Annotated in this window: 22 protein-coding genes; 13 read left to right on the forward strand and 9 right to left on the reverse strand. The window is 58.5% G+C overall.

Features of this window, described 5'->3' with window-relative positions:
• The first annotated feature begins 10 nt into the window (after positions 1 to 10).
• The 5 genes from BUB72_RS12685 (at position 11) to BUB72_RS12705 (ending at position 2,738) form a co-directional block, all read left to right on the forward strand.
• A complete protein-coding gene (locus BUB72_RS12685) occupies positions 11 to 763 on the forward strand; it encodes an SDR family NAD(P)-dependent oxidoreductase (RefSeq protein ID WP_073144305.1) in 753 nt (250 codons plus the stop codon).
• A gap of 5 nt (positions 764 to 768) precedes the next feature.
• On the forward strand, positions 769 to 1,311 hold the full coding sequence (idi, locus tag BUB72_RS12690; protein WP_073144307.1) for an isopentenyl-diphosphate Delta-isomerase: 543 nt from the start codon (positions 769 to 771) through the stop codon (positions 1,309 to 1,311).
• Positions 1,312 to 1,511: 200 nt separating this feature from the next.
• Positions 1,512 to 1,907 (forward strand): ribosome silencing factor, encoded by a 396-nt coding sequence (rsfS, locus tag BUB72_RS12695; RefSeq protein WP_073144309.1) that lies wholly within the window; start codon positions 1,512 to 1,514, stop codon positions 1,905 to 1,907.
• 11 nt (positions 1,908 to 1,918) lie between these two features.
• On the forward strand, positions 1,919 to 2,389 hold the full coding sequence (gene rlmH / locus BUB72_RS12700) for a 23S rRNA (pseudouridine(1915)-N(3))-methyltransferase RlmH (RefSeq protein ID WP_073144311.1): 471 nt from the start codon (positions 1,919 to 1,921) through the stop codon (positions 2,387 to 2,389).
• Positions 2,390 to 2,477: 88 nt separating this feature from the next.
• A complete protein-coding gene (locus tag BUB72_RS12705; protein ID WP_073144313.1) occupies positions 2,478 to 2,738 on the forward strand; it encodes a spike base protein, RCAP_Rcc01079 family in 261 nt (86 codons plus the stop codon).
• Between the two features lie 4 nt (positions 2,739 to 2,742).
• Here the strand turns inward: BUB72_RS12705 and BUB72_RS12710 are convergent, their stop codons facing one another.
• Both BUB72_RS12710 and BUB72_RS12715 read right to left on the reverse strand, forming a co-directional pair.
• The gene (locus BUB72_RS12710; protein WP_073144315.1) at positions 2,743 to 3,972 is read right to left on the reverse strand and encodes a polysaccharide pyruvyl transferase family protein; all 1,230 of its coding nucleotides are present in this window, start codon (positions 3,970 to 3,972) and stop codon (positions 2,743 to 2,745) included.
• Positions 3,966 to 5,105 (reverse strand): Coenzyme F420 hydrogenase/dehydrogenase, beta subunit C-terminal domain, encoded by a 1,140-nt coding sequence (locus BUB72_RS12715; RefSeq protein ID WP_083588654.1) that lies wholly within the window; start codon positions 5,103 to 5,105, stop codon positions 3,966 to 3,968. Before BUB72_RS12715 ends, BUB72_RS12710 begins: the two co-directional genes overlap by 7 nt.
• Positions 5,106 to 5,285: 180 nt before the next feature.
• Between BUB72_RS12715 and BUB72_RS12720 the strand changes: the two genes are divergently transcribed.
• Entirely contained in the window at positions 5,286 to 6,593 is a 1,308-nt protein-coding gene (locus BUB72_RS12720) for an oligosaccharide flippase family protein (RefSeq protein WP_073144319.1), read from the forward strand.
• On the forward strand, positions 6,590 to 7,483 hold the full coding sequence (locus BUB72_RS12725; protein WP_073144322.1) for a hypothetical protein: 894 nt from the start codon (positions 6,590 to 6,592) through the stop codon (positions 7,481 to 7,483). The genes BUB72_RS12720 and BUB72_RS12725 overlap by 4 nt, the downstream gene beginning before the upstream one ends.
• Here BUB72_RS12725 and BUB72_RS12730 read toward each other — a convergent pair.
• Both BUB72_RS12730 and BUB72_RS12735 read right to left on the reverse strand, forming a co-directional pair.
• Positions 7,480 to 9,711, reverse strand: a complete 2,232-nt coding sequence (locus tag BUB72_RS12730; protein ID WP_139250674.1) for a hypothetical protein — start codon at positions 9,709 to 9,711, stop codon at positions 7,480 to 7,482. The two genes, BUB72_RS12725 and BUB72_RS12730, sit on opposite strands and share 4 nt — an antisense overlap.
• 196 nt (positions 9,712 to 9,907) lie before the next feature.
• Positions 9,908 to 10,339, reverse strand: a complete 432-nt coding sequence (locus tag BUB72_RS12735; RefSeq protein ID WP_073144326.1) for an acyltransferase — start codon at positions 10,337 to 10,339, stop codon at positions 9,908 to 9,910.
• 318 nt (positions 10,340 to 10,657) lie between these two features.
• Between BUB72_RS12735 and BUB72_RS12740 the strand changes: the two genes are divergently transcribed.
• Positions 10,658 to 11,956, forward strand: a complete 1,299-nt coding sequence (locus BUB72_RS12740) for an O-antigen ligase family protein (RefSeq protein ID WP_073144328.1) — start codon at positions 10,658 to 10,660, stop codon at positions 11,954 to 11,956.
• Positions 11,953 to 12,864, forward strand: coding sequence for a glycosyltransferase family 2 protein (locus BUB72_RS12745; RefSeq protein WP_073144330.1), 912 nt, complete (start codon positions 11,953 to 11,955; stop codon positions 12,862 to 12,864). The genes BUB72_RS12740 and BUB72_RS12745 overlap by 4 nt, the downstream gene beginning before the upstream one ends.
• A gap of 2 nt (positions 12,865 to 12,866) precedes the next feature.
• Here the strand turns inward: BUB72_RS12745 and BUB72_RS12750 are convergent, their stop codons facing one another.
• The 5 genes from BUB72_RS12750 to BUB72_RS12770 are packed head-to-tail and all read right to left on the reverse strand — an operon-like array spanning position 12,867 to position 16,372.
• Positions 12,867 to 13,331, reverse strand: coding sequence for a glycosyltransferase (locus BUB72_RS12750; protein ID WP_073144332.1), 465 nt, complete (start codon positions 13,329 to 13,331; stop codon positions 12,867 to 12,869).
• The gene (locus BUB72_RS12755; protein ID WP_073144334.1) at positions 13,328 to 13,759 is read right to left on the reverse strand and encodes a glycosyltransferase family protein; all 432 of its coding nucleotides are present in this window, start codon (positions 13,757 to 13,759) and stop codon (positions 13,328 to 13,330) included. Before BUB72_RS12755 ends, BUB72_RS12750 begins: the two co-directional genes overlap by 4 nt.
• Before the next feature lie 2 nt (positions 13,760 to 13,761).
• Entirely contained in the window at positions 13,762 to 15,078 is a 1,317-nt protein-coding gene (locus BUB72_RS12760; RefSeq protein WP_073144336.1) for a hypothetical protein, read from the reverse strand.
• Positions 15,075 to 15,668, reverse strand: a complete 594-nt coding sequence (locus BUB72_RS12765) for a polysaccharide biosynthesis/export family protein (protein WP_217653856.1) — start codon at positions 15,666 to 15,668, stop codon at positions 15,075 to 15,077. The genes BUB72_RS12760 and BUB72_RS12765 overlap by 4 nt, the downstream gene beginning before the upstream one ends.
• Positions 15,669 to 15,685: 17 nt before the next feature.
• Positions 15,686 to 16,372 (reverse strand): sugar transferase, encoded by a 687-nt coding sequence (locus BUB72_RS12770; RefSeq protein WP_083588657.1) that lies wholly within the window; start codon positions 16,370 to 16,372, stop codon positions 15,686 to 15,688.
• A gap of 150 nt (positions 16,373 to 16,522) precedes the next feature.
• On the opposite strand from BUB72_RS12770, the gene BUB72_RS12775 reads away from it, so the two are divergent.
• From BUB72_RS12775 to BUB72_RS12790, 4 genes are read left to right on the forward strand one after another with little or no spacing between them, the layout of a single operon-like run.
• A complete protein-coding gene (locus BUB72_RS12775) occupies positions 16,523 to 17,668 on the forward strand; it encodes a GumC domain-containing protein (RefSeq protein WP_073144338.1) in 1,146 nt (381 codons plus the stop codon).
• 9 nt (positions 17,669 to 17,677) lie between these two features.
• The gene (locus BUB72_RS12780) at positions 17,678 to 18,469 is read left to right on the forward strand and encodes a CpsD/CapB family tyrosine-protein kinase (RefSeq protein WP_073144339.1); all 792 of its coding nucleotides are present in this window, start codon (positions 17,678 to 17,680) and stop codon (positions 18,467 to 18,469) included.
• 3 nt (positions 18,470 to 18,472) lie between these two features.
• Positions 18,473 to 19,048 (forward strand): acyltransferase, encoded by a 576-nt coding sequence (locus BUB72_RS12785; protein WP_245814823.1) that lies wholly within the window; start codon positions 18,473 to 18,475, stop codon positions 19,046 to 19,048.
• A complete protein-coding gene (locus BUB72_RS12790; protein WP_073144341.1) occupies positions 19,048 to 19,917 on the forward strand; it encodes a glycosyltransferase family 2 protein in 870 nt (289 codons plus the stop codon). The genes BUB72_RS12785 and BUB72_RS12790 overlap by 1 nt, the downstream gene beginning before the upstream one ends.
• Positions 19,918 to 19,935 lie beyond the last annotated feature (18 nt).

Raw genomic sequence — 19,935 nt, forward strand, 5'->3', positions numbered from 1 at the left:
GGAAAATCGCATGTCGAAACGTGTCGCTATCGTTACAGGGGCCGCCCGTGGCATCGGGTTGGCCACGACCAAGCTTTTGCTGGAGGAAGACGTCACAGTTGTGATGGTCGACTGGGACGGCGAGACCTTGATGGAAGCCGCGAAAGACCTTGGTGATGTGTTGCCCTTGGACCTCGACGTATCGAAACCGGATGACGTTGCCACCATGATCGCCGAAACCGAGAAAGCGTTCGGGCGCATCGACCATTTAATCAACAACGCAGGCGTCGCGGATTTCGGGCCAATGGCAGAAACAGATTTCGAACGCTGGCGTGCGGTCATGTCAGTGAATCTCGACGGGGTGTTTTTGTGCACGCAAGCCGCTGCCCCTGCGCTGAAGAAAACACAAGGCAGCATCGTGAATATCGCCAGCATCTCGGGGCTGCGGGCCTCCACATTGCGGGTCGCTTATGGCACGTCCAAGGCAGGCGTTATACAACTGACCCAACAGCAGGCGGTTGAGCTGGGTGAATTTGGCGTCCGCGCGAACTGCATAGCGCCCGGCCCAGTGCGTACCAAGCTGGCGATGGCGGTTCACAGCCAAGAAATTATTGACGCCTATCATGACGCTATCCCACTGAACCGCTACGGTACCGAGGTAGAGATTGCGAATGTGATCGCGTTCCTATGCTCATCCAAGGCCAGCTTTGTGACAGGGCAAACCATTGCCGTGGATGGCGGATTTGAATGCACAGGCGTAGGCCTCCCGGCGCTGAGGGTCTGACATCAATGAACAGCGAAAATCAAAACATGATCCCTGCTTGGGTAGATGGCACACTGGTGCCGGTCGAAAAGATGCAGGTTCATCAAAAAGGGCTACGCCATAAAGCAGTGTCGATCTTTGTGATGGATCGCGACAAGGTGCTGATCCAGCGGCGGGCGCTGACAAAATACCACACGCCGGGCCTGTGGGCGAATAGCTGCTGCACGCATCCTCAATGGGACGAAATACCTCTGGATTGTGCGGTGCGACGGTTGAACGAGGAGCTCGGTATTGTCGGTTTAGAGCCGGATTTCCGCGATCATCTGGAATACCGTGCTGATGTTGGAAACGGCCTGACGGAACATGAAGTCGTCGATGTATTCATGGTCGAAGCGCCTCAGACCCTGAATATATCTCTCAATCCTGACGAGGTTATGGAAGTCCGCTGGATCAGCGTTTTCGATCTGATGATCGAGGTTGAACAGAAGCCGGACCGGTTCACAGCTTGGTTGCGAATCTACCTGAAAGACCACGCAGACCGCATTTTCGGCAGCCTTGTTCAAAGCTGATTCAGGTGTATTTGCAGCACTCGGCCTAAAAATACGGACGGTATTGCAGGCAGGTCCCGCGCTATGGCTTGAACAAGTTGTTTCGCACCTGTAAGCGCGCGGATTGAGATTTAATCGTCATACTGCTATATTATACCCATGAAGCGCCTATCCTTGGGCGCCTTGCACAGGAGGTTTGAGCTCTGTCTCAACATGCAAACGTGGCCGCTAATGCCGCCACTTCGAAGGCCAACGTGGCCCCCGAAAAAGACCCGGGCACCAGCGAAGAGCTGCTCGCACGGATCGTAGAATTTCTGGAAGCGGAAAAAGCCGAGGAGCTGGTGGAGATTGATCTCCGCGGGCGTTCGGAGATTGCCGACTACATGGTCATCTGTTCCGGCCGGTCGACCCGTCAGGTCACCGCGCTGGCTGAAAAGCTGACGGATACCATCAAGTTGGAGTTCGGCCGCTTCTCGAAGATGGAGGGCAAGGCGCAAGGCGACTGGGTTCTCCTTGATACCGGCGATGTGGTTGTCCATATCTTCCGCCCGGAAGTCCGTGAGTTCTACCAACTTGAGAAGATGTGGTTGCCTTCCAGCGCCGCAGAAGCCGAGTAACGAGCGAACGCATGAGGGTCACGATCTGCGCGATTGGACGCCTGCGGGCGGGTCCGGAACTTGACCTTATCAACGACTATCTCCAAAGATTTGACCGCACAGGCCGCAACCTCGGGTTGGGGCCTGCGCAGATCATCGAACTGGAGGACAAAAAGGGCGGTGGCCCTGCGGCGGAAGCTGTCTTGCTGGAACGTGCGATCCCGAAAGGGGCCACGATCTGCGCGATGGATGAACGCGGCAAAGTGATGACCTCGCCCGATTTTGCCAATCTGCTTGGGGGCTGGCGCGATCAGGGGGTCAGCGATCTGGCCTTCGTCCTTGGTGGTGCGGACGGGTTGACCAAGGATTTGCGCGCGCAGGCCGACACATCCCTGTCCTTTGGCAAGATGGTCTGGCCGCATATGCTCGCCCGCGTGATGCTGAGCGAGCAATTGTATCGCGCGGCGTCCATCCTGTCCGGGTCCCCCTACCACCGCGTCTGAAGCGTTGCTGCGGTCGGTGCGATCACCGCTTCTTAACTCTGTGCTGCCACAACACGTCCCGACTTCATCTCATGTCAGGACATCTATTATGGACAGCTTTTCCGCATTCCCCACGACCCCGATTTCACCCGCCCGCTCTGCCAGCACCGTCGTGCCAAACGACACCGGTGACCTGCCACATGTCAGCCGCGCGCTCTATATCGGGCAATCTGGTGCCCTGAGCGTGGAAATGGTGGATGGCGACGTGGTAACCTTTGAAGGCGTGCCCGCCGGAAGTACGCTGCCAATTCGTGCGTCCAAGGTGCTGGCGACAGGCACTACAGCAACCGCCATTCTGTCTCTTTGGTAGCAGGCTAAAGCCGCTCGTCCATCGCGCGCCATTGGTGACCGGATGCCCTTCGCATTTGGTCGCCAGATCGCTTTCGCAGCGCGACTTCACTGATCACACGCGCCAGCGCCTCGGTATAATCGCGCAGCCGGTCTTGCCCCACAGCGCGCGCTATTCTGGCTTGACGCGCCAAGGCTTCACGGTTTCGAAATCCGTTCAGCACCGACTGGACCAGCGCATCTTGACCCAGCGCGCGACAATCCACCGTCGCCTCATATCCAAGCGAGCCGAACAGCCCCTCAAACTTTCCGCTATAGGCCAGAGGCACAACAGGCACCTCTGACGAAAATGCAGCAATGCACGCATGCATCCGAGCGCCCGCAAAAAAGTCCAAACTGGCGATGTAGGCCTTGGCCACTCCGGGTGTTTTGAAGGCGGGCGCGACGGTCACATCGGAAAACTCTTTTTGCAACGACAGCGCAGCAGTGTAGTCGTCTTCCGACGGGGTTTGCGGGCTGATGACGTGCGGCACCAAAACCACCTCGGGTCGCTCTGGCAACGCCAATAACTGGCCAATCATATCGCGCATGGCAGTCGGGTAGTCCGCCACCAGCTGAAACTGGTTCCGACCAGTGTACCCCCCTGCCATCAACAACCCCGAGACGTTCAGCCCAACCGTAGGCCGGCCCCAAATGGGTGCCGAACCCTCAGGCGGAAGGCGCAAAGCCACATCACTTGCGGTGACTACGGGTCGCGTCACACCCAGCGCACGCAACGCGGCCGTTGAATGATCGTCCCGTGTCGCCACGAGCACCGCGCGCCGGATCAGGTCGCGCGCGAAGGGGCGGGTCAGCCAAGAGGTGAACGGGCCGAAGGTTTGCGGTGCCAACACCACCGGACAGCGCGACAAATGCGCTAGGTACTTCAAATAAATCATCCGGTTAAGGCGCTTTGGCCCGTAGATATCCGCAAAACTATCCCCTGCGCCGATATCCAGAATAAGGTCACATTCCCGAAACATCGCCATCACCTTTCGGGGGTCTTTCATGACCTCGCCACTCAGATGCCGGATCGTAATGTCAGGCCCTTCGACATAAGCGGGCCGCGAACCAACCCAGTCAAACACGGTCACGGCAATGTCGATGCCCGTAGCGCGTGAAATGCCTCGCAGAATGTCGATCTGGCCAACAGTCAGCGCACCCACCCCAAGGTTGTCGGAATTCGATGAAAAGAACAGCAATCCGACGGTCAGCATGAGCCCTCTTCCTTCATCGAACGCCTGTAGACGCGGCGCATCATCCCGCCAAAGTTGCGAACGGTATCTGACAGTGAGGCGCGGCACGCCATGGCCCAAAGACCCATGCCACGGTAACGCGGGATCGGGCGGCCCAGAACCCAAAGCGCCGCTAAACGGGCCAATAACACACGCCGACGTCGGGTTTGCCCAGGCTGAACAGCGGCAAGGGCGCTAAGATCAAAAGGGGAGAGCTTCAGGTGACCGGACGCATAGGCCTCATCAACCAGCGATCGCCCGCGCTCTGTCCGGCAGAGCACCAAACTTTGGCCCGGACGATCCTCAAAGCTCGGGTATCCCTTGGCGTCAGCCTCCCACGCATCCGCAAACACCACATCCGCAAACACGCCGCTTCCGTCGGCGCATATCTTGCAGCGGTGCTGCACCCGCTTAGACAAAAGCGCCCCCCAGCTTTCCTCGTAACTGATGCTGCGCTGGGTTCGATCCGTCAGTGTTGCCGTGGCCTTACCGGGCCATCCTTCGGCACGGTGTTGAAATTGCGCGACATCCGAGGCGTCTACGTTCATTCGATCCAGAATATCCTGCCCGCCCAGCAAGGACGGAACACCCGCACAAAAGAACGACACCAGAACCGGCACCAACCGCGCGATCTCCGGGTCTTGCTGGCGCAACGCATGCAGCGCCGACACGTCACAAGGCTTGCCAACAAATGCGAACCGGCGCGCGCCTCCACGTAGGGTGTTCAGGATATCCAGCGGGCTGGACGGGGCATAGCGGGACCCCGCAGCACCGATGATGTCAGACACAGTCGTCGATACCGTGGTGACATTTGCCAGCGGGTTCGCAGGGTCGGCGGCCACATGGATTATCCCATCGACCTGCCGCGACTGTATCAACGAAATGAGAAAACCGGACAGCGCGCCACCGGAGGCCGCATTATAGCGTAGTTTCTTATTTCCCGCATATCCGGTTTCAGCGGAGATATACGGCCCCCAAATCGGATCCAGCTTGCGCCCGTCCGGTGGACTGTCTTGTGCGACGCTCGGACAGACACGCACCAGTTTGGCGAGTTCATCTGAGGTCAGTTCGCGGGAAAATCGGGGGCGTAAAAAACCCTCCGCAGTCGTGTCCATGCGGGCCGCCGTCGGAGCAACCGCCGCGCAACCGCCACATCCGGCGCACAGGCCGCCATTCAGAACTTTTGAGATATCGTGGGGCAAGTCGGGCCAGCTTTCATGATTTCAGAAACGCATTTACCTACCGTTAAACAACAGAGTGGTTAATGGGCCGTAAACCCAGACCGGAGCTCCCACTTGATCCGCATCATAACCTTGCTCTCAGGCCATGGCCTCGCATCGCTCTCGACTTTGGCCCGTAACCTTCTGATCGCCCGGCTTCTGGGGCCACAAGACTACGGCCTTGCGGTAGCGTTGGTTCTCCTCGCGGCAGCAGCGGAAATGGGGACCACACTGGGCTTGCCGCAGTTGATCGTGAGCCACAAAAAGGGCGCCAGCCGCAAATTTCAGGGCGTGCTCCATTCCATTCAGATCGCGCGTGGCCTGTTGGGTGCAGTCATGGTGCTGTTCTGCGCAGCGCCACTTGCCAACCTGTTGGGCGCGCCAGAGGTAGCCTCTCTGCTACGATGGGCGGCAATTGTGCCGTTGGTTCTTGGCTTCACACATCTTGACCCGTACCGCGCACAGCGCCACCGGAAACACCTGCCACACAGTTTGGTTCTGGCGATACCCGCGACGCTTTCCGTCGCAGCCATCTGGCCCGTTTCCGCATGGCAGACGGGGCCGCAGATCATGCTGTCCCTCCTCTTGGTGCAGGCCTGCGCCAGCGTCGCGGTCTCCCACCTGATATCTCGTCGGCCGTATCGGGTGTGCCTTCAATCAAGCCAAGTCAGACAGGTCTTACGATACGGCCTGCCTCTGATGGGCAACGGCATTTTGCTATTCGCGGTCCTGCATGGGGAAAAGCTCGTTGCAGGGGCAGGATTGGGTTTGGCAGAAATGGGATTGCTGGCCATGGGCTTCGCCCTCACCTTAACGCCAGCCCTGATCCTCGCGCGCAGCTTCCAAGCGTATTACTTGCCCAAGCTGCGCCAAGATCGCAGTCCGGTGTTGGGTCTATCGACGCTTCTGGGGGGGTCATATTTGATCGCCGTAGCAAGTCTGGCACCCTTGCTCGTACCTTTCCTTGGCGCTGGTTTTGCCGGGCTGATCTCGGTCATACCGTTGCTAGCTTGCTTGGCTGCCCTTCGCCTGCCCAAGTCAGCACTGGCCACCGCGGCTTTGGCTTCTGGCAGGACCCATTTGCCGGCAATCGCAAACCTTCCCAGACTGCTGGCACTGCCAATTATCTGGCTGTCATTCGGCTGGGGCGGGGGCATTGAAACACTGATCCGTGTCGCAATCCTGTCTGAAATAACAGGTGTGGGCATAGGCATTCTGCTTGCCCACACCACGCCCTTTCCAACACGGGACATTTTGGTCGCGTCGGTCATCGCAGGGCTGATCCTGTCAGATCAGCTAAGTCTGGCGACCCTCACATGCGTCATAGGATGGACCCTCTATGCAGTTGGTCCATCGCCTCTAAGAATCCGCAGCACGGCATGAGCTTGGTAATTCATATCGGGTATCACAAGACCGCCACAACTTGGTTGCAGCGGCGCGTGTTCACACCACAGATGGGCTTCGCTTCCCTGCTGGATCACGGTGATGTCGACCGCCTGATCATCAAGCCCCATGATCTAGATTTCGACCCCAAACCCGCGCGGGACTCTCTTCAAATCCAACAGCAATCGAAGCCCCCAAACACCTGTCCCATCGTGTCGTCCGAGACCCTGTCTGGTCATCCGTTCTACGGCGGCAAACAAAGTGCTGCAATCGCGCGGCGGCTTCACGATATTGCTCCGGATGCGCGCATTCTGGTCACCGTCAGGTCGCAGGAGACGATGCTGCCTTCGGTCTACATGCAGTATTTGCAACGCGGTGGAACCCTGAGCCATCAGGCGTTTTTTGCGGGGTCCGGTGGGTACGGATATCCGGGGTTCGAACCGTCACATTTTTGCTATGACCGGCTGATTGCACTATATCAGAGCCTGTTTAGCACAGTTCACGTCATGACTTACGAACATCTGGCAAAGGCACCCGACCAAGTACTTTCACAGCTTTCCGCAGTTCTGGGTCACCCTATCCCGACGCTCGGTAAAGCCGCTGGTAATCGCGTGTCCGCGTCGCTGCCACAAGCCGTCGCGCCGTTGCTGCGAAGGATCAACCATGCGCGAAAATCCACGCTCAACCCGTCCCCCGCGATTGCCTTGTCACGGGAACCGGGCTGGATGCATCGCGCCCTCGCGGCAGGGGCGGGGTTTGCGCACCCGCTCCTGACCGCCCGCCCCGTCGATGCTTATGTGAAGGCGCATTTCAACGGGATGTTCACCGGCAGCAACCAACGGCTGAACCAGATCACCGGTGGGCAATTGGACTTGTCGGCCTACCCCTAGATCGCATCAGCTCCCAACTTCCACGCGTCTGCGTTCACGGCTGCGGGTGGACCGACCAGAGTCTTGTAACCTGCACCGACCGGATCGCTGCCATCACTGCTTGCGCTTTTCCAGACATCCAGCTGATGGATCGTTCCTTCAACCTGATAAGACCCGTTCGCAGTCGCAAGAAGCAATAGAATTCGGTTGTCCGGCACCACACCGGAGCCGGGAGTGAACGCTTCGTCCATCACCTGAACTTCATCCACCCAAATGCGTGCAAAACCGTTGTTCATGTCGACCGACAGCACGATCTTGGACCTGACAAGATCGGAGATAACCCCAGACGCCGTTTGAATATTATTCACTTTTACCGCGCCGTCAGCATCACGCACGCGAACGCGCAAACTGCCGCTCGGCAGCACCTCAAGCTTCAGGTAATTGCCCGTTGTGGTCATCAGTGTCCGAGACCCCGATGACGGCACAGACATCGCCAGATCTAAGGCAAATTGAATCTCACCAACACCTGCCCCCAGTGTGACCGTGTCCTTGAAGTGCGGGCCGCTCGGGCCTGTCACGAAGCTGGGTGTAGTCGCAACCAAGGTGTTGGCCAAAATCGCAACCGAGGGCAAAGGACGCACACTTATGCCATCGACCCGCGCGGCCCCAACGTCCACGATCGGTAAGTTCTTATAGGTTTCGGCATATAGGTCTTCCGGAAACTTCACCGCACCCGTAGCACCACCTTCACCAAAGCTGATCACATCCGTCGCGCTGAAGGACCCCGTTTCAGGATAAATCCGGACGCGACCCTGCACCAGCTCCGCCCGCGAGGCAGGTGACCCGTTGATCTGCCAGCCAAAAACGTCCGTCCAATGCGCCAAACCTGCGCCAAGCGCCACCTCGTTGCGCGTAGCCCGCAGGGTCGTCACCGGTCCCGCGCTGGACCACACCTCGACATAGGTGCCCGACGGCTCCCAGCTGCACATATCGAATTCCGGCACGCTCCATCCGGTAAGCCCGCTGGACTGCAAAATCGCGTGCGCTGTCAATCTTGCATACAGCGCCGCGCCATCGTCGTGATCACCGGTGGGGTGACTTTGATCCACCCAGCTTCCCATGCCATCGGGCTCTCCGTTCCGGTAAGCCAACGGCTCCGGCCCCAACGGCAAAAACCATGTTCCGGCGTTGGCATTGCCAACCATTGCGCGCCACGCCAAACGCGCGGCCTGCTTGTTGCTCAGGTTGTCTTGCATCGCACCCAGCGCCGTAACGGTCGCGCTTTGCATGTCTTTGCTTATGTCGAACCGATGCGGGCCGAACGGAACCCAGCGGGTATGCGCTGGATCGTACAGCTCTCCAAACCAGTGATCGGCAGTGTAGCTGCCACTTGCACCGTAGGTGATTTGCGCAGGGAAGGTGACTGCGCTGCCATCCAGCTTTTTGCCCGTAAACAACGGGAACAGCGCGTCGTCGTAGTGTTCCGCCAGCGCACCGGGCGAAGCGAACCACGACACGGCAGGCAGCCCGACATGCTGGCCGTCCGCCGTCGCGAAGGCATGCAACGCCGCGTCGTCCTGCCAACTGCGTCCCGCGTTGCTGTCATCAACCAATTCGCGAAAGCCGGTACCGGACACCGCGTGAAACACGATGGCAACCTTGTCATTAGGGCGCTCTTCCAGAAACACATTCGCCATCGCCGCCAACGCCGCTGTGTGCGGGTCTGCATCGGTAAGATGCTTCAGCACCGGAACGCCGTCCATCCAGATGGCCTGAACCATGTCATCCGCCAGTAGCTGTTCCGCTGCAATCTGATCATGTGCCAACGAGCGGATGCGGACGACCTCCGATTGCCCCCAAAGGGCCACCACATGCCCGACCCCGAAACGGTTCGCCCCAACGGCGCGAGTGGCAGGTTCGGACTTGATGCGCACTTCCGGCCTGATCCAGTTTGCCCGCCGCGGATGCGTTGCGGTGGCCTCCCAGTCACCAGTTGCGGGGATCACCACTGTGTCCACCCAGTTGCTGCTGGTCCCGTCCTCACACACGAACCTCAATTGCACCGTTTCACCGGAAGTCCCCGTACCACTCAGGGGAATCTCGGCGCTGTCGCGTCCAAACGCTGCGCCGCTGTCAAACAACGTCCGGTCGCGCGAAAACGGGTTAATTGTAATCTGCGTCTGCGCAACAAACGGCGTGCTGTCCTGCACACGCGTCTGCCCCATTGCCAGTCCAAGAAGTATCGTCATCCGAAGCCTTTCCCGCGCGTCCACCTCGCGGCAGGAAGGGCAAGAGGCCATACCACGCGGCACGGCAAAGCGCCTCCCTTACGGGTGCGAAGCGTCTCGTGCATGTGGTTAAACAGGCAAAGTCAGCCTGCGCTCGCTCCGCCATTAGCACAGACCGCGGGGGTGTTGCGTGCGCGCGGTGGCAGCGGTCGCACCTCTAGGTGAGCCCCGCCTGCGCAAGTTCTGCCTCTCGCAGGTCTGCATCATGCAACCGGCCGTAAGGGCCTGTCAGGATGTCCCGCCTGATGATACGCGCCGGATTTCCGGCAACCAGACAGCGCGCAGGCACATCTTTCGTAACAATCGCCCCCGCCGCGACAATCGCCCCATCGCCGACACGTACCCCGGGTAAAATCAAGGACCGCGCACCGACAAAACAGTCCTTGCCGATCCATGTGTGCAAATAGACGCCGCGCGTGCGGTCATGGGTCAAAATGCACGCCTCGAACGCTAAATAGCTGGTCTCGCCAATATGGACCCCGATCGGAAAGGTGCGATCCAGACGGGCCGAAAGCGACAACTCGGCGCTAGGGTGAATGTCCATGCCGAACAGCCGCGTGTTTATCGCCCGCTTGAGCCCCACCAGCATTCGACGAAGCCCGAGAACCCGGTTCAGACCCCGACGCCTTGCCTTAGCTGGCAAGGGGGTCGGGCCCTGAGCCGAGTATTCAGAGGGTGCGCCTGCGCTTTGACAGGACCGGGCGGGAGGCTCGTCGCAAGTAATGTCTTCCATGCGATGTAACTCTCCGTCCACGCGATCGCCCCGTGATGGGGCAGGGTTTCAAGGACCTGCTCCAATTTATCTAAAAATCTATGAAGCATTGGTTAATCGGCGGGGAAGATTTGCGTTAACCAACCGTTAGCCAATCCGGCGCATCCTGTGCGTGCCTGAAAAGTAAGCCCGCATATGTCTCGCACAAACCTCAACTTCCCAAACGCAAAGCTGTCCCCGCTGGTCGTCCTGTATCTTGTCGCTGTCGCCCTTCCGGTGCGCTATTCCCTTGGCCCGATCCAAATGACCGGCTTGCGCACATTTCTGGCCATTGTGTTCGTTCCCGTTCTGATCAGCTACATCCGCAATCCTCCCGCGAAGGGCGTGTCGACCGACCTGCTCTTCGCGCTCTTTGCGTGCTGGTCCCTGATCGCATTCTCGCAAACCTCCCCAACGCATGCGCTTGAAAATAGCGGCGCGTTGACGCTGGAGCTGCTGGGCGGTTTCCTGATCGCACGACGCTATATCCGCACGCCCGAACAGTTCCGCGGCACGGTGAAGGTGGTGGCGGCAATCGTGCTCCTGTCCCTTCCGCTGGCCATCGCAGAAAGCATCACGGGCCATCCGCCGTTGATTGCGTTGGTCAACGCTCTCCCCGCTGTCACGTCCGTCGCCCCGCTCTCGATAGAGCCACGATTGGGTCTAGAACGCGCGCAGGTTCTTTTTGCGCATCCCATCCATTATGGCCTGTTCGCTTCAACACTCACTGCGCTGACCTTTGTCGGAATGGCAGGATCATGGCCCTTTTGGGCGCGCGTGATCGGCTTGGGTCTAGGCATATCCGCCAGCTTCCTCGCCCTCTCCAGCGGCGCATTCCTATCGGTCCTGTTGCAGAGCTTCCTGATCATCTGGGCGCTCGTCTTTCCGCGTTGGGGCAAACGCTGGCTTTTCTTGGCGATACTTGCCCTCATTGCCTACGTGACGGTGGACTTGATTTCCAACCGAACGCCAGTGCGGGTCTTCTTCAGCTACGCAACTTTCTCAGCCCATAACGCATATTGGCGCGGCATAATATTCGAGTGGGGCATGCTCAACATCTGGCAAAACCCGCTCTTTGGCATCGGCCTGAACGACTGGGTCCGCCCCCAATTCATGCACTCGGGAAGCATAGACAATTTCTGGCTTGTCCTCGGCATGCGATACGGGCTTCCGGGTTTTGCCATCTTCGCCTGTGCATATATTCTTGGCTTCACGAGAGTCCTTCTTTCCCCGTTGCCTTCCGATCTGTCCGACATCCGCAGAGCTTGGGTTATTTGCTTTGTCGGACTGACGTTCACCTTGTGCACAGTACATATCTGGACGTCGATTTTCTCATTCGTATTCTTTCTGTTCGGCGCTGGATTGTGGTTGATCAACCCTGCTGAAGTCACCCAAAAACCCAGCCCGAAACGCGCGACAAATCGCTTCACCCGATTTGCCGCAGTGCCAGCATGACGACCCCCCTTGGTTGTATCGTCGTCACCTATAATTCGGCGGCCTACATCCTCGATTGCCTGCAAAGCCTGTCTCAGGCAAAGGCCGTGGACCTGAGGATTGTCCTTGTCGACAACGCCTCTCGCGATGCCACCGTGCAGGTAGTCCGCAACTGGGCGGCGCAAACTAAATTTGAAATTTCAGTGATACAGGCCTCGAAAAATCTGGGCTTCGCTGGTGGGGTAAATTTGGGTCTATCCTGCCTGCTGGATGACCCCCAGCTGGACAGGTTCTGGATTCTCAACCCCGATTGCACCGTCCCGTCGCACACCCCTGCCGCTTTGGCGCTCACGCCGCTCCCGTTCGCGTTGCTAGGCCATCGCATTGCATATCAAGGCCAGCCGCCACAGATTCAGATCGACGGCGGCCGGATCAACCGGTGGACGGGGGCGACGCAAAACATCAACATCGGGAAGGACGCCGTCACGACACCGCATCCCGATCAATCAGATCTGGACTTCATTTCCGGCGCCAGCATGGTCGCATCACGCAGTTTCATCGAACAAGCCGGACTCATGCCAGAGCAGTACTTCCTCTATTACGAAGAAGTTGATTGGGCCCAACGGCGTGGGGCGCTCCCACTGGTGATCTGTAAAGACGCCGTTGTTTATCACAGCGCCGGCGCTTCGATCGGATCGCCAACGCTCAGCCGCGGCCCATCCCCGATATCAGCCTACTTCAAGCACCGCGGGCGCTTAATGTTCATGGCACGGCACCACCCATTACGCGTGCCAATTGCATATCTGTTCGGCTGGGGGAAAATCATGCAGCATGCCCTGCGCCGCCAGTTCACACCCATTCCGGCCATTGTCAGGGCCCTGCACGGGCGCCCCGCGGGCCGGAAAATCAGATCAGTACTTGATCCCTGAAATCATGCACCAACGAAAGTACTTATCCGCTCCACAAGCTGGTTAAACTGTGGATGCAGAGCCATCTCTGGCGGCTCGATCGGGCCATCGAGAAACGCCGGAAGTTGGTCTAGCTCCCAGGCAACCCGCAGCCCGGCGCGCCCTTCCAGCGCGGCAGCCGTGGCAAGTTGATGATCGTTCCGGTGCTCTGAAAGCTTCGCCCGACGGGGTATCACGACAATGGGCTTATTTAACGCTTTGGCTGCCAAAATAGACCCTATTCCCGCATGAGAGACGATCACACGAGCCTCAGTCATAAACGTACCGAACTGATCACTTGGCAGGGATCGGTACGCCTCACACCCGTTGAAGCCACTCCCATCCCCCGTCTGAAGCACCACACGCTCGCTATGCGATTGCGCCCAGCGCGCCATATATTTGATCAGTCGCGGAAACGGCAGTTGCGTGCCGACAGTTACGAAAATCATAGCACCGAGCCCGCGAAAATCGCGCCCGTTTCCTCCGCCACGCCTTCCCACTGGGTCATCCAAAGATCAGAAAACCGCCGCGTAAGCCTGCCAGACAATGACATCTGTTCGGCATTGGCAATCGAGTCGATCCAGATCGTCCGGTGGCCAAAAAGTTTGGCGATGATCAAAGCCAGCGCCCCGGGTGCTGCACCCGTCGAAATGACGACATCAGGCCTGACATCGCGTACCAACCGCCACGCCGCCAACACGCCCGCAACCAGTTGTACCGGCGTCCGCATATTGCAATCGGGCAAGCGATGAACCTTTAGGTCGCCCACATGCGCGCTACACGCATATTCAATCTCCACGTCGCCCAGCGCATGCGACAGCAACCGCATTTGCTGCCAATGTCCGCCGCCAGATGAAACAGCCAGAACTCGAACCATCTTCACAATCCTCCTGAAAATTTGCGCTCGAACGTGACGAATAAGGAGTTCGAGCCGACACGGCCCGTCGTCGCATCACGTCGAACCCGCCGTTCTACTCCCGCAACCACACCCCAATCCCGTCGCAGTGCGTGGTGATAGGATGTCCTGAAATGCCCGGCAGACCGCTCAGGCGTCACACTTGTCCGGTTCGTTTTGAAATACCCGACAGAGACGTCTAATGCGCCGCGTGCGCCGACCTTGCGCATCAAACCAACGGCCAGCTTGGTCGCAATGCGGCTCTCACCCGTTTCATCCGATGCGATGAAATCCCGCGACGCTAGGGTCTTGATTTGCGTCGATGCCATGTCGACAGCAAACTCAAGTGACATCGTAAGATCGGGGGATGTATTGGCGGGCTTGGCAACGCCAACCGTCAGCTTGAGCGACCTGTCCGAGGCGGAATTGACCAAGCCAAACTGCAAACGCCGAAGCGGGCCAGCTTTGATCTGCTCTGATGATGCGATCGCAAAGACCGAGCCGTTGCGTTGACGTCGTGTCATCTTCAAATGCCACTCGAGACCGGAATTCGTAATCGACGGACGCGCATTGGCCTGTCTGACCGTCGACCATCCAATATCGGCCTCAATTTCGGTAACTTTTGACAGCTTGTGTGTCACACCCACACCCGCGGCCCTTTGTCGTTGCAACACGGCTGTGGACCCAGAAGTCCTGAGTTGCTCGCCACCAAGATAAAGCCGCGCCTTGGTCAGTTCACTAAACCGGAACACCGTTTCGATCCTTGCAAACTGACGCGTGCTTGTGGTTGCCGATGGCCCAAAACTCTTCCGGCGTCTCACCCCGTAACTCAGATCAAACCCGATTGGTCGTCCAATTCCCGAAACAAGCGCGATATCCCCGCCAAAAATCCGGGATTTTGACTGACTCGGTGCAAGATCAAACCCCTCAGATGCATCCAAGCTGCGACCGATCGCATAAGCAGCCCCAACCGGAAGCTTCTGCCCAAATACACTGACCGCAAACCGGCTGGATTTGGTCTTACGGGCATATTTCAGCTCGGTTTCCAAACGCTTGTGAGCGTGGCCAATGACATCGCCGTCAAACCGCAGCTCAACCTTCTCGGTTCGGGTTTTTGAAGACATCAAGAATTGCACAGAAGCGGCCCCGTGCTGGGCGGAAGCTGGCATGCCGGTCAGGTCAATGTCGTCATCAACCACCGCCCCGACACCAATCGTAAGATCAGCGCGCAAACCGCCGTCATCTTGCGCCATTGCTGGCACGGATATCACCACAGCCAGAATCAGGCCCAACCTGATCATTCAAAAAGCTTCCGTTCCGGCACGATCACCACATCGCCGGGGGCAAGAAGGAAGCTTGTTCCGCCCCCCTGCATCAACTTCTTCACATTCACACGATAGGTTCTGGTAATGCCATCCGCGCTCGCAGCCCGCCGCACTTGAACGCGCTTTGTGGCCGCATAGGGCGTTGTCCCGCCAGCCTGCGCCAGAAACTGAAGCAACGACGATCCTTGCTGAAGCTGCAGTTTACCAGGCCTGCCCAATTCACCCATGCCAAACACCGTGATGAGGTTTTCCGACGCTTTCGGCGCAGACATCGCCCGCGTCGATGCTTTCTTATGCGCAACCGATGCGACCGCCACATGCAGGCTTGGCCGCTGGGCAAAATTGGGGGCGAGGCCACTCGTCAGCGCTTCGCGCACTTGGCTTAACGTCAGACCCGCCGCCGCAACTTGGCCGATCATCGGGAAGGCGATGGTGCCGTCCGGCAGCACCAACGCGTTCCGGTTCAGGCTGCTGTCCTCGATAACTTCAATCCGCAGCGTGTCGCCGGATTGCAAGACATAGGATTTCGCTGCTACCGGCCCCGCCAACATCAGTGCAAAACACAAAAACCAGCGGCACAGGGTCAATGTCCCGTCCCCCAAAGCACAACGCCAAAGGTGCGGCCAATCAACGAAAGGTCGCTGACCAAGCCAATCTCGCGCTCGTACATCGCATCGTATTTGGCGCGCGCGTAGAAACTCTCGTCATTGCGGCCAAAGACTTGCCAAGGTCCGGTAAGACCGGGCCGCAACCTGAAATATGCGGATCCGGGATAAAGGATCACCTGCTCTTGCAGAATTGGACGCGGTCCGACCAGCGACATCTCTCCTAGGATCACATTCCAAAGCTGGGGCAATTCGTCCAGCGACGTTTTCCGAAGGAACCTTCCCGCAAACGTAATGCGCGGGTCACGGCGCAGCTTCTGGCTCTGCTGCCACTCGACGGCGGCTTGCGGGTCACGCATCAGGATTTCGCTCAAATGCTGCTCCGCATTCACGCGCATGGTGCGAAGCTTGAACATCCGGAACACACGACCACCATATCCCACGCGCGGCTGAGTATAGAACGCAGGGCCACCATCCAGTCTGGCCAGAATCATGCCAAGCATGATCAGGGGTACAGAAATTGGCGCAGTCAAAAGCACCAAGCCAACATCCAGCACCCGCTTCCAACTCACTCGGTAACTGTCCGGACGGGTCTTGACCGCAACAGGTTTTCTTGGACCTAACGCCCGCGCTTTATCAAATTCAGTCGTCAGTCGGGCATCCATCAAGCCGCTTCTCCTTCGCACTATTTCAGTTCCGTTCGGCAAACCTGTGGAACTCGTCAAAGAAGAACTGAGATGAATTAATTATGTCTTAAGTTTTCAAAGGTCTGAATGAGAAGGATATTTACGGCACCGTCGGGATTGGACGTACACATGTTCGAATGGGGATATTGGCGCTGGCAGATCATACGCTGCTTGCCGCTTGGGATCGTCTCAGCACTTTTGCTCGCCGCAACCGGTTGGTCTGTTCTGGAGGCTAACCCCCCCAAATACACCGCGTCCGCGCGTATCGTGCTGGAACGCAACGTCGGTCTTGGCGGGACATCAAAGGCGCAACGAACCCCCGAAGAGGTGCAACATCTTCAGGTCGTGGCGCATGCGTTGAAGGCAGATTTCAGCGCGACGCAGCTCTCGACAGATGCGCCCTTCGACGCAAACATCGAATCGTCACGCGACAAGCCAACTTATCTGACGATCCAATCCACAATGCCCGACGCCACGGCTGCGGTTGCACTGGTCCAAACCCTGTCGCTTCGCGCCATCGAACTCAGCAACGGATTTCAGCAGCAATCCACCGACCTCAAAGTCAACAAACTCCGCGAAAGCCTGCGGGATGCGACCGCGCGTCTGACGACGGCGGAGGGCGACCTGCGGTCCCATTCAAACCAAGCTCCAGACCTGCGGATTGAGGAACTTCAAGATCAAGAATCCCGCCTGCGCGCAACGCTGCGGGCGGCAGAATCCAAATCCGCTCCCGAAAACCCGGAGGTTGCAAAATTATACGGCGAACTGGCCACGGCACGCGGCCTCTATTCCGACCTTCATCCGAAAGTGCGGCTCATCAAAACCCGCATTGATCAGGCCATTAAGCAAAGTCCGGCAGGGCAAACCGGCCAAGACTTGCGCGTTGTGAAACAGCGGATTCAAGACATCGACGCGCAGATTGTTGCGGGCAAGGATCATCAAGTCACAACTGGTCGTCTCAACGCGGCTGTCTCAAGCGCGAAAGCGCGGGTTGAAGCCACCGACGACCGGCTACAGGCCGCCATGCGCGCAAATGAAGCCAACCGGATCAACCTCAGGGTCGTAAAAGACGCCAGTCTAACCGGACGCAATCCGGCGAAGGTGCGCGTTGCGCTTCTGGCTACCATCGGGCTGGCCGCGCTGCTTCTCGCGATCGGAGTAGCCGCGCTTCGGATCAGGTTCGACGCGCGTCTCCGCCGTCCCCGCGACCTGCATGACGCCCTTGGATTAACCCCGTTTGCGACCCTTCCTGATCTAGGGCCGAGCCTCGGATAGGAGCAACCAATGGAACACCTCACAAACACCGGCGAAATTTTGCGAACCGCCCAAGGTACGCCAGAGGCCACCCTTGCTGCATCCGCGGAGCTTGCCGACCCGCTCAAAAGCTGGAGCCGGTTGAACGAGGTGACGCTGGACCCGATCACTTTGCAGCGGCATCATATTCTAACCGCCCAGCCAACCGACGCATCGGCACCCTACGACCGGCTTCGGACCCGCATGTTGAGCCATATGCGCGCGGCGGGTCATCGACGCGTCGCAATTACCTCCCCCACGTCTGGTTGCGGCAGCTCCACAATCGTTGCCAATCTGGCGCTTAGCCTTGCGCGGCAAGAAGACCTGCGCATCATGGTTCTGGACCTAAACCTCAGAAACCCGAGTCTGATCCACCTCTTCGGGCTCAAAGAATCCGGTCCGCGCTTCTCTGTTCTTACCGGGCATCGGCGCAACTTTGACAGCACCTGCCTGCGCGTCGGCGAAAATCTCGGCCTCAGTCTGAATGCCACCAAACTGGACGACGCAGCGGAGCGCCTTGCCCATGTCAAAACCGCAGCACTCCTTGATCATATCGAGCGCGATTTTGCACCTGATCTGATTCTCTTCGACCTTGCCCCTTTAAACCCGATGGATGACGCAATTGCGGCTCTATCGCTGGCGGATTGCGCGCTATTGGTCGCACGTGCGGACCAATCAACAACCACCGAGATTGACGCCGCCGAACGAACAATCGCCGAAAACACCACTTGCTTGGGTGTTGTCCTGAACGCCTGTCGATTTGCTGACATGCAGGGGGGCTAAAACGTGGCATCCGACACTGCCCTGCCAAGCGCGTGCTTGGCACATAAGCCACCCCTTACCAGCCGTCGCCGGATTTCTCGGTTTCTGCTATCCGTGCTCGATCCCCGCGCATATCTGCACGGGTTCAAACTGCTCAATCACTACAACCAGACCCATGTGATCCCCCGCCGCTCACTCAAAATGGGTGCGGGTGCCGCAATCAGCCCGACCTGCCAGTTCGCCAACCCCGACCGTATCCAGCTGGGCGCGCGCGCCCATCTTGGTGCAGGCTGCTATCTTTGGGCGGGGCCGCGATTTGGCCGCATCGAAATTGGCGATGATCTACTGCTTGGCCCCAATGTCATCATCACGGCGGCCAACTACCGTTTCCGCGACGGCTCTCCGGTCTCGGATCAGGCCATGGACGAAGCAACGGTGCGCATTGCCAACGACGTTTGGATCGGCGCGGGTGTGATTGTGCTTCCGGGTGCTGATATCGGGGCGGGCGCAATTCTCGCAGCTGGTTCAGTGGTCCGCGGGCGGGTAGGTGACGGGGAAATCTTCGCAGGCGTTCCGGCACGCAAAGTGGGGCAACGCTGATGTGCCCGAAAGCGTCTGTCATCATCCCGCATTACAATGACAAGGACAGGCTGGGCTTGTGTTTGGCATCGCTAGATCAATGCGGCAGTCGCAAGGACGTTGAATTCATTGTCGTCGACAACGGCCCACCCACGCTGGATGCCGCGTTTCGGGCCAATCATCCGACTGTCCGCTTTCACCATGAGCCAAGGCAAGGCGCCGCCTTTGCCCGGAACACCGGAACGCGCCACGCCAAAGGCCACATTCTGATCTTCACGGATAGCGACTGTCAGGTCGCGCCCGATTTCCTGTCTCAGGCTTTTGAACTGGGGGCCATCCACGATATTTCCGGCGGCAAAGTGCGCCTCACAACGCCGACGCACGACACGCCAAATGCCATTCAGGCCTTCGAGCAGGTCTTCGCCTTCAACCAGCGCCGCTATATCGAGGAGATGGGCTTCTCCGTCACCGCAAACCTCGTCACAAATATCGATATATTCAAACGCGTCGGGCCGTTCCGCGCGGGGTTGTCCGAAGATTACGATTGGTGCCACCGCGCCACCGCCTGTGGTTACCAGTTGTCCTATCAGCCCGATCTGATCGTCAATCACCCGTGCCGCGCGTCATGGGAGCAGCTGAAGTCAAAATGGAAACGAATTACCGCTGAAACCTATGGCATTCACAAATCTAACGAGCGCTCGATCATCAGGTGGATCTTCCGCGCCCTGATCATGCCGCTTTCAATATTGGCCCATGCACCACGCATCCTGACCATACCAACATCCAGCGCGCGCGCAGGTGCCTTGCTGACATTGGCGCGAATACGGCTTTGGCGAATGGCCGAAATGATCCGGCTGGTGCTTGCTCGAAGCCCCGCCGAAACACGGTGATGTGAAAGCCTGTGGTTG

Origin of the sequence: Litoreibacter ascidiaceicola, from assembly GCF_900129235.1 — a bacterium.
GTDB classification, from domain to species: Bacteria; Pseudomonadota; Alphaproteobacteria; order Rhodobacterales; family Rhodobacteraceae; genus Litoreibacter; species Litoreibacter ascidiaceicola.